Origin of the sequence: Peptoclostridium sp. (assembly GCF_009881055.1) — a bacterium.
GTDB lineage: Bacteria > Bacillota > Clostridia > Peptostreptococcales > Peptostreptococcaceae > Peptoclostridium_A.
Genome location: NZ_WXFG01000024.1, coordinates 14,132 through 26,712, shown reverse-complemented (window position 1 = coordinate 26,712; position 12,581 = coordinate 14,132). Strand labels below are relative to the sequence as shown.

The 12,581-nt window shown below is 45.0% G+C and carries 12 protein-coding genes and 1 riboswitch; of the genes, 9 read left to right on the top strand and 3 right to left on the bottom strand.

Features of this window, described 5'->3' with window-relative positions; all coding sequences use genetic code 11:
- The first annotated feature begins 51 nt into the window (after positions 1–51).
- Together GT589_RS06235 and GT589_RS06230 are read left to right on the top strand one after the other, a co-directional pair.
- Positions 52–906 carry a YitT family protein gene (locus tag GT589_RS06235; RefSeq protein ID WP_293397587.1) on the top strand — a complete coding sequence of 285 codons (855 nt, stop codon included), beginning with the start codon at positions 52–54 and terminating at the stop codon, positions 904–906.
- 19 nt (positions 907–925) lie between these two features.
- Positions 926–1,381, top strand: a complete 456-nt coding sequence (locus tag GT589_RS06230) for a GyrI-like domain-containing protein (RefSeq protein WP_293397584.1) — start codon at positions 926–928, stop codon at positions 1,379–1,381.
- Positions 1,382–1,536: 155 nt separating this feature from the next.
- Here GT589_RS06230 and GT589_RS06225 read toward each other — a convergent pair whose 3' ends face one another.
- Positions 1,537–2,274: a metallophosphoesterase family protein gene (locus GT589_RS06225; protein WP_293397581.1), complete on the bottom strand. Its 738-nt coding sequence runs from the start codon at positions 2,272–2,274 to the stop codon at positions 1,537–1,539.
- Between the two features lie 240 nt (positions 2,275–2,514).
- Between GT589_RS06225 and GT589_RS06220 the strand changes: the two genes are divergently transcribed.
- The 6 genes from GT589_RS06220 to GT589_RS06195 all read left to right on the top strand — a co-directional run bounded on the left by GT589_RS06220 (position 2,515) and on the right by GT589_RS06195 (position 9,452).
- Positions 2,515–4,080, top strand: coding sequence for an FAD-binding oxidoreductase (locus GT589_RS06220; RefSeq protein WP_293397578.1), 1,566 nt, complete (start codon positions 2,515–2,517; stop codon positions 4,078–4,080).
- 15 nt (positions 4,081–4,095) lie between these two features.
- Entirely contained in the window at positions 4,096–4,902 is an 807-nt protein-coding gene (locus GT589_RS06215; RefSeq protein WP_293397575.1) for an electron transfer flavoprotein subunit beta/FixA family protein, read from the top strand.
- Positions 4,902–6,086: an electron transfer flavoprotein subunit alpha gene (locus GT589_RS06210; RefSeq protein ID WP_293397572.1), complete on the top strand. Its 1,185-nt coding sequence runs from the start codon at positions 4,902–4,904 to the stop codon at positions 6,084–6,086. Before GT589_RS06215 ends, GT589_RS06210 begins: the two co-directional genes overlap by 1 nt.
- Before the next feature lie 115 nt (positions 6,087–6,201).
- A riboswitch (SAM riboswitch) is annotated at positions 6,202–6,304 on the top strand.
- 134 nt (positions 6,305–6,438) lie between these two features.
- Positions 6,439–7,725: an O-acetylhomoserine aminocarboxypropyltransferase/cysteine synthase family protein gene (locus GT589_RS06205; RefSeq protein WP_293397569.1), complete on the top strand. Its 1,287-nt coding sequence runs from the start codon at positions 6,439–6,441 to the stop codon at positions 7,723–7,725.
- Positions 7,726–7,936: 211 nt separating this feature from the next.
- Complete coding sequence (locus tag GT589_RS06200; protein ID WP_293397566.1) at positions 7,937–8,890, top strand: sulfurtransferase; 954 nt, start codon at positions 7,937–7,939, stop codon at positions 8,888–8,890.
- A gap of 16 nt (positions 8,891–8,906) precedes the next feature.
- Entirely contained in the window at positions 8,907–9,452 is a 546-nt protein-coding gene (locus tag GT589_RS06195) for a VTT domain-containing protein (protein WP_293397563.1), read from the top strand.
- 88 nt (positions 9,453–9,540) lie between these two features.
- Here GT589_RS06195 and GT589_RS06190 read toward each other — a convergent pair whose 3' ends face one another.
- Both GT589_RS06190 and GT589_RS06185 read right to left on the bottom strand, forming a co-directional pair.
- Positions 9,541–10,458 (bottom strand): LiaI-LiaF-like domain-containing protein, encoded by a 918-nt coding sequence (locus GT589_RS06190; RefSeq protein WP_293397560.1) that lies wholly within the window; start codon positions 10,456–10,458, stop codon positions 9,541–9,543.
- A gap of 5 nt (positions 10,459–10,463) precedes the next feature.
- Complete coding sequence (locus tag GT589_RS06185; RefSeq protein WP_293397557.1) at positions 10,464–10,967, bottom strand: PspC domain-containing protein; 504 nt, start codon at positions 10,965–10,967, stop codon at positions 10,464–10,466.
- A gap of 253 nt (positions 10,968–11,220) precedes the next feature.
- Here GT589_RS06185 and GT589_RS06180 point away from each other — a divergent pair, with 253 nt between their 5' ends.
- Complete coding sequence (locus GT589_RS06180) at positions 11,221–12,549, top strand: B12-binding domain-containing radical SAM protein (RefSeq protein ID WP_293397554.1); 1,329 nt, start codon at positions 11,221–11,223, stop codon at positions 12,547–12,549.
- The last annotated feature ends 32 nt before the right edge of the window (positions 12,550–12,581 follow it).

Genomic DNA, 12,581 nt, shown 5'->3' with positions numbered 1-12,581 from the left:
AAGCAGAAATCACTAGTATTTGTTAAGTTTTATGCAGAATGGAGATTAAGCATGCCTAAAAAACACAAGATAGTATCATTTATAAGCAGAGTAATATTCATGATGGTAGGCGCCACTCTCGCATCAATAGCGCTTCAGGTATTCCTCATTCCAAACAACGTAATCGACGGCGGAGTTGTCGGCATATCGATAATAGCGAGCCACCTGACGAAGCTGCCTCTGGGACTATTCACATTCGTTCTCAACATACCATTTCTTGTAATAGGCTACAACCACATAGGAAAGACTTTTACGCTGTCTACGTTATTTTCAGTCGCATGCCTTTCGGTGGGCGTGTCTATTATGCAACCTATTCCCGAGATTACCAATGATGTCCTGCTGGCTTCTGTATTTGGCGGCATAATACTGGGCGCGGGAGTAGGGCTGATAATCAGAAATGGGGGCTCGCTTGACGGCACGGAAATAGTCGCCATAATACTCGACAAGAGGCACAGCTTTTCAATCGGAGAGATAGTGATGTTCTTCAACCTGTTTATACTCAGCAGTGCGGGTTTCGTATTCGGATGGGACAGGGCTATGTATTCACTCCTGGCCTATTTTATAGCTTTCAAGGTTATTGACATTACAATTGAAGGTATTGACGAATCCAAGGCAGTAATTATAATATCAGAAAAACACCAGGATATTTCAGAAGCCATAATGGACAGGCTGGGCAGGGGACTTACGCTGCTTGACGGCAGAGGGGCCTACAAGGGAGTAGGGACTGATGTCATATACGTTGTAGTGTCACGTCTGGAGATAGCTAAGTTAAAGTCAATTGTCCATGGTTTTGATGAGAATGCTCTCATGACAATAGGAAGTGTTGAGGTTTCGGGTACGAAGTATAAGAAGAAGGCTATACATTAAAAAATGGGAGGGATTTATTTTGGACTATAAGGTTGAAGTTGTGGAACAGGAAGCAATAAATGCGGTCGCTGTGAGGACTCGCTGCGCGGTCAATGATCTGCCAAAGGCAATAGGCGAAGGCTATGGTCTTATCATGGGATACCTTGGTGAGCTTGGGAAATATCCGTCAGGTGCGCCCTATGTGGCCTATTTCAACATGGACATGCAGGATCTGGACATAGAAATGGGTTTTCCAGTGGCAGAAGAGATTGAAGGCAAGGAGGCTGTTGTAAAAACCCAGGTTCCAGCAGGCAGGTATGCTGCATGCATGTACAAGGGCCCTTACAGTGATATAGGCTCTGCATACGATGCTGTAATGCTTTGGCTTGAGGAGAATAATCTTAAGTATTCAGGGACAGCATATGAGTTCTATCTGAACGATCCTGCCAGCGTTCCGCCAGAGGAGCTTCTCACGAAAATATTGATTAAACTGTAAACAATGAGAAAGACATAAGTATATTTTGTTTTTTAAAATGAAACAAGTTAATTAAAAAGGAGAAACCATACTATAGACTGGGTATGATTTCTCTTTTTTTATATTTTATATACTTATGCAAAACTTAGTAAGCAAGTGTTTAAAGCAGGCTTGGGCTAAATACCAGCAAACAGCCGATTGCAGAGCATGGAGTCCATTCCCGCATCTAGAGCGCGCTGATAAGTCACTTCGACTGGGTACTCGAATCTGATAAATCTGACGGTATTTTCTGAGGAGTCAAAAATGACAAAGCACCCTTCCGGATTGCCGTCTCTAGGCTGACCCACTGAGCCGATATTTATGATATACCTTTTATCATTTTCCAAATCAAATGTAAAGCTTTCCCAAACCTCAGTCAGTTTTATGTCGTAAGGCTCATTCATATCCTGGGTCCAAACTGCCGCCCTGTGAGTATGCCCGACAAACAGAACCTGCTCTGTGAAAAGCTCGAAGTTTGCAAACGCGGTCACCTTGCTTTGGATATATTCGAAAGGGTTAGTCAACGCTCCATGTGCCATTTTAATCATTGCATCCGCATCCTCCAAGGTATAGGGAAGCTTGCTTATATAATCAATGTTATCGCTTGTAAGGTTGTCTTTAGTCCACTTTATGGCGTTTTGAGCTGCGGGATTAAAAAGCCTGGAATAGGATGGGTGTATGCAGGCGTACTCATGGTTGCCAATTAAGCATTTGTGTTTTTTGGCGATATCCAGGCACTCGTTCGGATTGGGATAATAGCCTATCATATCGCCCAAAAAGTAAAGCCGTTCTAATTTCTCGGATTCGACTATTTTCATCGCAGATTCAAGTGCTGCTATGTTGCCGTGGCAGTCTGAAAGCAGTGCTATTTTCAAAAGGATACCTCCAGGTTACGTAATGTTATCTTGATTTTAATAGTGGTGTCTTAATATATGTACCCATTATTTTATTTTTATATAATAAAAAGGGAATTCAGCTGAGACTATGATATAATTATAACAAAAAAATCAAATAATACAAAGTCAGGACAATAGAGATTAATCTTTAGGATTCAAAGCTTCTGAAATGGGCATTATACATTTATCTTAATTAAGTACACATAGGAGGGCGCAGGTATGTCCAACGATATCATAAGATACGACATTGAAGAGTATGTCGAGTATATGAGGGATGAATCAAGGATTATGGGGAAGGCGGATTCGATTTCATTTCCAAAAAATGAGGCCGAGCTCAAGCGAGTGCTTGAAAAGCTTGCTGAAAGCAAAGAAGCCATTACTATCCAGGGTGCCAGGACAGGCCTAACTGGAGGGGCGGTGCCCATGCAGGGGCATGTCATAAATCTATCAAACATGAACGGAATAACGGGGCTGAGATACGACGGCGATAAGGACTGTTATTTTTTGAGAGTCGAGCCGGGAGTGTTGCTATCCGAGGTAAACACGGCGATCTCAAAGCTGGAATTCGACACCTCCGCTTGGAGTGCAGAATCATTAGAGGCTCTTAAGCTGCTTAAAGCATCAAAGTCCAGGTTTTTTTCGCCGGATCCGACCGAGACGAGCGCCACAATCGGAGGGATGATATCCTGCAATGCATCAGGAGCAAAGTCATTCAAATACGGGGCCACGAGGAATCACATAGAATCGCTCAGGATTGTGCTGGCAGATGGCGACACTATAAGTCTTAAAAGGGGCAGAGAAAGGATAGACGGAGGGATACTCAGACTTACCACGCAAGGCGGTAGAGAAATTTGTGAAAAGCTGGATGTCTATAATATGCCGCATGTTAAAAACGCTTCGGGCTACTATCTGGAAAGCGATATGGACGCTGTAGACCTTTTCGTAGGCTCTGAAGGCACGCTTGGGATAACAGTTGAAGCAGAAATAAAGCTTATACCCAAGCCCGGGTGCATATATGGCGTTATGGCGTTTTTTCCTGACCAGGAAAAAGCGATTGACTTTGTAGAGTCGGCCAAGGCGCTTGAAAGTAAGCCTGCAGCCATAGAATTCTTCAACTGCATGGCCCTGGAGCTAATAAGGGCTAACATGTATAGGGGACATCTTCCGGACATACAAAGGGTTGATCCCGTTTATCACACAGGTATATACGCGGAGCTGCATGCAACGGATGAAGATGCCGGCAAAGGTATGCTTAAAGCTTTGTCAGCTCTGATAGAAGGCTGCGGAGGCAATCTGGCAGAGGCATGGCTTTCCATTTCAAAGCATGACATGGAGAGACTCAAGGAATTCAGACATGCGGTACCTGAGTTTGTAAACAGCATAATAGACGAGAGGCGGAAGGGTGAGCCGACTCTTACCAAGCTGGGTACGGATATGGCAGTTCCGAACGGTTTCCTAAGAACTGTCATGAGGATGTATGATGAAGGGATACAAAACGCCGGGCTAGAATCTGTCATATTCGGCCATATAGGCGACAACCATCTGCATGTAAACATACTTCCTAGAAACATGGGCGAATACGATACTGGCAAAAAGCTCTACGGAGAATGGGCACAGGCTGTTGCCGAAATGGGCGGCACTGTGTCTGCAGAGCACGGCATTGGAAAGTTCAAGGTGGCGATGCTAAGGAAAATGTACAGTCAGGCTGCTCTTGATTCCATGATGAAAATAAAAAAGATATTCGATCCAGACAACAGGTTAAACAGGGGAAATCTATTCGGGTAAAGGTGGGATGATGGCATGAATATTGTAGTCTGCGTAAAGCAGGTTCCGGATACGAGCGAGGTAAAGCTCGACAAGAAGACTAACACAATTATAAGGGAGGGCGTTGAGTCCATAATAAATCCTTACGACTCTTATGCTCTCGAAGAAGGCGTTAGGCTAAAGGAAAAGCTGGGTGGCAAGGTTAGCCTTCTTAGCATGGGAATTCCTGCGGTCAAGGGAATGCTTAAGGAAGCCATGGCTGCGGGAGCTGACGAGGCATTTCTTCTCAGCGACAGGCGCTTTGCAGGAGCGGATTCGCTGGCTACAGCGTATTCTCTTTATCTTGGTGTTAAGAAAATAAAAGCCTACGACCTGATAATATGCGGAAAGCAGGCGATAGACGGGGATACGGCTCAGGTGGGTCCAAGTCTAGCGCAAAAACTTGGCATACCGCATGTGAGCTACGTAATTTCAATATTGGAAGCGTCTCCCAAAAAACTCAAGGTGAAGAGGCTTGTAGACGATGCATATGAAATCATAGAAGTGGAACTTCCAGCTCTGATTACGGTTGAAAAGGGAATAAACATTCCAAGATTCCCATCGATAGAAGGATTTTTTAGGTCCGAAGCGGAAGAAGTGACTATATGGGGAGCAGACGACGTAAAGGCCGACATGAAGCATATAGGACTTGAGGGTTCTGCCACATGGGTGCTGAGGACATTCGCCCCAAGCTATGAAAAAAGCGTCAATATGATAGGCGGAAGCCCAAAAGAGCAGGCAAGGGAAGCTATAGCTGCTCTTGTTGACGCCGGATTCATTGAATCAGGCAGGGAGGGTGAGTAATGGCAAAAATATTAGTTTTTGACGAAAAGTGTGTAGGTTGTGGCAAATGTATTAATGTGTGCCCGTTTAATGCTATAACCCTTGAAAACAAGAAGGCCGTAATCGGAGATGCATGCGTGATGTGTGGAGCATGTGAAAGGAACTGCCCGTTTGGAGCTATAAAGATAGAAAGAATGCAGGGATATGAGCAGGACATATCGCTCTACAAGGGTGTATGGGTGTTTGCTGAGCAAAGAGGCGGCGAAACTGCCGGAGTTGCGTTCGAGCTTCTTGGAGCTGCGCGCAAACTGGCTGACAGGCTTGGAGAGAGCGTAGCGGCTGTTCTGATTGGAGACGTGGTGTCTGAGCAGGCTAAAGAGCTTATAGCGTATGGAGCTGACGTTGTATATGTCATAGAAGGCAATGACTATGAGAATTTCAGTGACGAGCTTTACGCCGATGCATGTATCAAGCTTATTGAAGGACACAAACCCTCTATATTTCTGCTTGGTGCTACAGCCTACGGAAGGAGCCTCGCGCCAAGGATATCATCAAGTCTTGAAACAGGCCTTACTGCTGACTGCACGGTACTTGAGATAGACAGGGAAAGTGGCATGTTCGTACAGACAAGACCAGCCTTTGGGGGAAACATCATGGCTTCCATAGTTTGTCCGGCGAGAAGGCCTCAGATGGCTACTGTCAGACCTAGAGTCATGAAAAAACCGGAGCCGGATTTCGGGAGGATCGGAAGCATTGTCAAATTCGCGCCAGTGATTGAAATGAGTCCGAAAGCAAAGCTTCTAGAGAGGATACAGGAGGAGAGCTTTGGGGTATCTCTTGCAGATGCTGAAGTCATAGTGGCTGCGGGCCGTGGCATTAGTGATCAAAAGAACTTGGCGCTTGTTGAGGAGCTTGCAAGGCTTTTAAACGGGGCTGTCGGCGCTTCGCGTCCGATAGTCGATGAAGGCTGGATTGACCACAGCCATCAAGTTGGGCAAACTGGAAGGACTGTAGCACCGAAGCTTTATATAGCTGCAGGTATATCCGGAGCCGTCCAGCACGTGGCGGGCATGTCTTCTGCGGATTTCATAGTGGCAATAAACAGGGACAAGGATGCCCCGATATTCAAGATAGCGAATGTGGGCATAGTCGGAGATGCTGCCGAAATAATAAGGGAGCTAATAGCCCAATTGAAGTCTAGCTAAATAGTGCATTGTCCGCTAGATTGGAAGTTGCACAAATATTATGAAAATTTTATAACTTGCATGTTGACAAATAAGCTAGAGCTGATATAATTGACTTCAATACAAAATTTAATACTACTTATCAAGAGTGACTGAGGGACTGGCCCGAAGACGTCCGGCAACCTGATTGAAAATCAAGGTGCTAAATCCAGCAGACTTAAATGTCTGAAAGATAAGGTGCGATGCTTGAACACTATCCTGCGCTTATCGCAGGATTTTTTTATAGGCATGAACATAGGCTCTCCATCTTATCTTGGGAGCTTTTTTTATTGCTCCTAAATAAAAAAATATTAAAATTGGAGGAATGATTGTTATGACAAAGAAATTGGGATTTGAAACTACGCAGCTTCATGGAGGATACTCGCCTGAAAAAGAAAACAAGTCAAGGGCTTTGCCTATTTATCAGACAACATCGTTCACTTTTGACGATGCTCAGGATGCGGCGGATCTGTTTGCGCTCAAGAAATTCGGCAATATCTATACAAGGATTACAAATCCTACGACCGGGGCATTCGAGGCAAGGCTTGCAGAGCTTGAGGGCGGTGTGGGTGCCGTTGCAACTGCTTCTGGAATGGCTGCAATAACCTACTCCATACTCAACGTTGCAAAGTCTGGAGATAGCATAGTTGCCGCATCGACGCTTTATGGCGGAACGTATACGCTTTTCGCCAACACGCTTAAGGACTTTGGGATAGAAGTCATATTTGCTGATCCTGACGATGTTGAGAATTTCAGCAAGGTAATTCAGGATAACACAAAGGCGGTATACATCGAGACTATAGGTAATCCGGGAATAAACGTTGCCGATATACAGGCAATAGCCGACATTGCGCACAGTAATGGAGTGCCTCTCATCGTAGACAACACGTTCGCAACGGCTTACCTTTGCAGGCCTTTCGAGCACGGAGCAGACATCGTAGTATATTCGGCCACCAAGTACATAGGCGGAGCCGGTACTTCAATAGGTGGAGTAGTCATAGATTCTGGAAAGTTCGACTGGAGCAACGGCAAGTTTCCAAAGCTTGTGGAGCCGGACAAGAGCTACCACGGACTTTCATACACCGAAACATTCCAGGCGGCCGCGTATATAGTAAGGCTTAGAGTGGTGCTCTTAAGGGACATCGGAGCATGCCTGTCGCCTTTCAACGCATTCCTGCTTGCACTTGGGGTGGAAACTCTGTCCCTCAGGCTTGAAAGACACGTTGAAAATGCCAAGAAGATTGCCCATTATCTGAAAAATCATCCGAAGGTGGAGTGGGTTAACTATCCTGGGCTTGAAGACAGCAAATACAAGCCGCTGGCTGACAAATACCTGCCAAAGGGTCCTGGAGCAATGCTGACATTTGGCATAAAAGGCGGATACGAAGCAGGCAAGAAGTTCATAGAGTCGCTGGAAATTTTCTCGCACCTTGCAAACGTAGGGGATGCCAAGTCGCTTGTCATCCATCCGGCATCAACTACTCACCAGCAGCTTGACGAGGAGCAGCAAAGGGCAAGCGGCGTGAGCCCTGAGCTCATAAGAGTGTCTGTGGGAATCGAAACAGTCGAAGATCTCATAGCCGATATTGAACAGTCGCTATCTAAAATCCAGAGCGTATAGCTAAAAAGCATATGCTAAATTGTAAAAAAAGTGATTTTTTAATCTGGACGGAAAAGCCAAGGATATCAAATGTTTGTCAAATGAATTCATTTACAAAAACTATTATGATTTAAGCTTTGATTGAAAAACAGCATAAGCGTTACAATACCTCCCACGGGTGTGATATAATCACTTCGCAAGTAATTATTATAATATTGGGAGGTATGTTAAGATGAAGAAATTTTCAAGACTAGTACTTGCTGCAACTCTTGCAGTTAGTATGATTTTCGGGCTTACAGCATGCAGTCAGAAGCCGGCAGAGGAGCCTGCACAGCAAGCTGAGGAAAAGAAGCCTGAAATAGCATCTATAGAGGAAGGTAAACAGGGATACTTTGTGGACGCACTTTGGCTTAAGGAGAATGCGGACAAGGTTGTTGTAATTGATGCAAGAGCGGACAAGGAATATGCAAAGGGTCACGTGCCTGGAGCTATAAACATAACTTGGCAGATGCTTTCAAACATGCAGCCAAAGCAAGGTGAGATTGGCTGGGGAGTAGTACTTGGCAAGGAAGAGCTTGAAAAGAAACTGGGAAGCTTTGGAATTGACGGCAGCAAGGATATAGTAATATACAACGACCCTAAAGGTCTTGGAGAAGACGGCAGGGTTCTGTGGATGCTTAGAATAGCAGGCCTTGAAAACACAAGACTGCTTGATGGTGGATATCCAATGTGGCTTAAGGCTGGCGGAGAAGAAAGCACAGACGTTCCGCAAATAGCTGCAGTTGATTTCAAAATAGCTAACTATAATGATTCAACACTTGCGACTACTGACATGGTTAAGGAAAAACTTGGAACTGCAAAGCTTGTGGATACTCGTTCGCCAGAAGAGTTTGAAGGAAAGACTGACCATGGTGAAAAAGTAAGAGGACGCATACCGGGTGCTATACACCTTCACTATCAGGATCTGTACAATGTGGATGGAACAGTTAAGAGCATAGCTGATCTTAAGGCTGTATTCGAAAGCAAGGGGCTTAAGCCTGAAGATGAAATAATAACATACTGTACAGTTGGTATACGTTCAGGTTTTACAGCTGAAATGATGCGTATGGTTGGATATGAGAATGTCAGAAACTACAATGCATCTTTCAGCGAATGGGCGGGAACTGACCAAGAATTTGAAAAATAGAGTAGTGATTAATTAGATGAAGACAGTAATTTCGTATAGTTGCATACTAGTGCTAGTAGCAATGGCGGGACTGTATTTAACAGTCCCTGCCGTGCTTATAAACATCAACAGGATAAGTGAGATGCTCAATACGTCAAGCTACAAGGGACTCATGATGTACTATTATGAACTCGGAGACGGCGGGATGCTTATGGCTCTTGCAGCAGGAATGCTGCAGACTGTGGTACCCATATTTCCAAAGAGTGGTGTTCTTTATGCCAACATGGAGTATTTTGGAAACATTCAGGGCACACTGATATCTGTTATAGCAGCGTCAGCAGGGCTTTTTTTCTGCTACATGATAAGCCATCCGCTGTCGAAAAAATTTTCGTGCTATGCAAATTTGAGCCTAGGCGGCAAAAAGACATTTGCCATAGTGCTCTTGCTGAGCTCCATACCGCTCAAGCCTTTTGGATTTGTGGGATATTTTGCCGGTCTTATGGGCTTTCGCTTCAGGATATTTGCCCCGGCCGCTGTAATAGGACAGATAGTAAGCATATTTTTGATTTTAGCTATGAAATAAAAAAGGCCCCGATGATTATACTGCTAACAGTATAATCATCGGGGCCTTTTAATTTTTTATTCGGACTGCTTAATATATGGGATTCAAGCTATATGTTAGAGCCTGTCTGGGTTAATTGGAAATTTCCAACGCCCGTATTTAGTTCGATATTTATCTTGTTCTCGGCCTGATCATAGTTTGGCGATTCATAATAATCATTCTTCTTGGTCCATCCGAGCGAATCGAGGTTGTTTGACTTAAGTGCCGCATCAATATAGACTCTCACTCCGGAAGTAGAAGGTACAGCTATGCTTATGTCTGAAGCGCCTGAATCTATGTTTACGCTGCTGTCTTTTTGCAGGCTGCCCATTTGGATTTCTATGTCTGCTGCGCCTAAATCTATATCCAGGCTACTTACAGGAACTCCGGCAAGATCAAAATTGGAGTCTATGGCTCCGCAGTCGACCTCGATATCCCAAACTGCCTTGCTGCCAAGCTTGAAGTCGTAGGAATAAGAATCTCTTCCTATCGGCATCATGCCCATTCTCTCAGTTGCGAATTCGAAGCTTGCATTTTCACCTTCAATCACAGGCTTGCTTTCAAAATACGGATTTGTAGTAAGTGCTGACAACAGCTTATTGCTGTCGGATTCAACAGTTATATTCCCCGCGCCAAGCTCCAAAGACAGCTTGGCATTTTTTATGCCCTCGTTATAGTCGTATGAGAATGAACGCTCCTCGTATTGTCTGAACTGGTTGCCTGGAAAGCCGTTTTTCCACCTTTCAGGAGACACAGAGGACATGTAGAACCCGTATGCGATTAGCGCAAGCAGGAACAGTGACCATGCAAGGCCGTTCACCCATGGCTTATGTTTGAATATTATGCTTACGCCTATGACAATGAATATTAGCGGCCAAAGATCTGCGATAGCCATCCAAATAGACCAGTCTATATAGCCGAAGTTGTAAAGGGCAAGCAGCAGGCCTGCAACTATTAGCGCTAAGCCTACGAATAAATTATTTTTCATGTCGATCACCTCTTGTTCGATGACTTGAATATGAGATAAAGTCCAAAAATCACAAGCAATCCTGCCCAAACAATACCCATATCCAGCCAGTGGAAGAATTTACGGGCGAGAAAAAGTCCGCCTACGACAATTAGGACGAGCCCCAATATCAGGCTTACATCATCGGAGCTTTTTTGTGAAACTTGAGATGCAGCGGGCATCGTATCCCCGGCTTCAGGTGTTCCTTCAGTCTGTTGGGTTTCGCCGGCTTCCTCTCCAAGCCCATCTCGCGTTGCAGATAGCCGAGCCGGCACGGCGCCGGATGAGGCGGGCTGAGCTGCGGATGCATTTGGATTTTGAGGTATAACAATCGCACATATTATATAGGCCAGCACGCCAGAGCCCATCAATAATGCAGTAAGAGCCCATGCTATTCTCACAAGAGTGGGGTCAATATCGAAATATTCGGCAATTCCTGCGCATACTCCCGCTATTACCTTGTTGTTTGAACGGTACAGTCTTTTCTCCATACTTTATCACTCCAATCGTATAAGTGGATTTTTGATGAAATAATAGCTATTTCTGAGAAACATTACAAATAATATATACCCATTCAGTCGAAAAAATAATACGCTATCAAGACATTAATAATAAGCTTATACGAGAGTTATATCAGGCATTTACAAAAACGTTACATCAGAATTGGTGAGGGTATAATTTGAAGAACAAGTTGGCTTTGTGGTTTGAGGAAAGCAGCCTCACTAAATGGGAGGAGTGAACTCCATGAAAATTGCTCTATTGGCTCCGGCAGGGGCCATGCACAGATATACTGGTAATTTCGGTAAAGCAATACATTACGCGCCTCTGACGCTGACCTCGCTTGCCGGGTACGTGCCGGAAGAATTGGGCGCTCAAGTCCAGATATTCGACGAGACTGTGGAGAGAATACCGCTGGAAATAGACGCGGATATTATAGGCATAACGGCCATAACTGGTACTGCCCCCAGGGCTTATGCCTACAGCGAGCATTTCAGAAAAAAAGGCATAACTACAATAATAGGGGGCCCGCACCCGACGCTCATGCCAATGGAGGCAAAGCAGCACGCCGATTCTGTGGCGGTTGGTTTTGCTGAGAGGACGTTCCCTCAGATGCTGCTTGATTTCAAGACGGGTTCTTTAAAGGATTTTTACTATGCCGACAAGGAGAATGATTTTCTGCTTGTAAAACCGCCGCTTCGCCAGCTTCTCAAAAAAGACGGCTACATAACTATAAACAGCATGGAGGCTACCAGGGGCTGCGTGAACGATTGTGCATTTTGCGCAGTCTATGCGCTGCACAAGGGAAAACTGTTCAAGAGGCCGGTCAAAGATGTGATAGCGGAGATGGAGCAGCTTGGCGGCAAGGATGTGCTCTTTATTGACCCCAATCTTATTGCTGACCCCGAGTATTCAAGAGAGCTCTTCAGGGAAATGATTCCACTGAAAAAATGGTGGTTCGGGCTTTCGACAGCTGACATAGTTCACGACAAGGAGCTAATAGCGCTCATGGCAAAAAGCGGCTGCAAGGGGCTGCTAATTGGCTTTGAATCCATAAACCAGCTCTCGCTAAGCGATATGAACAAGACGCGAAACAAGAACGTCGACTATTTCGAGCTGATGAGAGTTATGCATGCTCACGGTATAGCAGTCAACGGAACCTTCTGCTTTGGCTCCGACGAAGACGGACCTGATGTGTTCGAGCGCACCGTAGAGTACGTTATAAAGCTAAAGCTGGATCTCCCGAGGTATTCCATACTTACCCCATTCCCGGGAACGAGCCTTTATGAGAAGCTCAAAACGGAAGGCAGGATAACTGACGACAACTGGGCAATGTACGATGTGGAGCACTGCGTTTTCAAGCCAAAGAAGATTAGCGCTCAGCAGCTTGAGGAAGGCAACATATATGCCTGGACGCAGACTTACAACACACCATCAATATTAAAAAGGATAGCCAGGCTCCACAAGGTACTTCCGCTGAATTTTATGTGCAACTATGCGTACAAAAATTACGCAGACAGGCTAAGGGAGTTTGACCGTAAACGGATGGTTGACAACACAGACATTAAAGACTAAAAGTATAGCCTGATTCGATATTACAGGGAAAC

Coding starts and splice junctions, on each gene's coding strand:
- GT589_RS06180 (WP_293397554.1), top strand. CDS start 11,221: ATGAAAATTGCTCTATTGGCTCCGGCAGGGGCCATGCACAGATATACT.
- GT589_RS06200 (WP_293397566.1), top strand. CDS start 7,937: ATGAAGAAATTTTCAAGACTAGTACTTGCTGCAACTCTTGCAGTTAGT.
- GT589_RS06195 (WP_293397563.1), top strand. CDS start 8,907: ATGAAGACAGTAATTTCGTATAGTTGCATACTAGTGCTAGTAGCAATG.
- GT589_RS06185 (WP_293397557.1), bottom strand. CDS start 10,967: ATGGAGAAAAGACTGTACCGTTCAAACAACAAGGTAATAGCGGGAGTA.
- GT589_RS06235 (WP_293397587.1), top strand. CDS start 52: ATGCCTAAAAAACACAAGATAGTATCATTTATAAGCAGAGTAATATTC.
- GT589_RS06210 (WP_293397572.1), top strand. CDS start 4,902: ATGGCAAAAATATTAGTTTTTGACGAAAAGTGTGTAGGTTGTGGCAAA.
- GT589_RS06215 (WP_293397575.1), top strand. CDS start 4,096: ATGAATATTGTAGTCTGCGTAAAGCAGGTTCCGGATACGAGCGAGGTA.
- GT589_RS06205 (WP_293397569.1), top strand. CDS start 6,439: ATGACAAAGAAATTGGGATTTGAAACTACGCAGCTTCATGGAGGATAC.
- GT589_RS06190 (WP_293397560.1), bottom strand. CDS start 10,458: ATGAAAAATAATTTATTCGTAGGCTTAGCGCTAATAGTTGCAGGCCTG.
- GT589_RS06220 (WP_293397578.1), top strand. CDS start 2,515: ATGTCCAACGATATCATAAGATACGACATTGAAGAGTATGTCGAGTAT.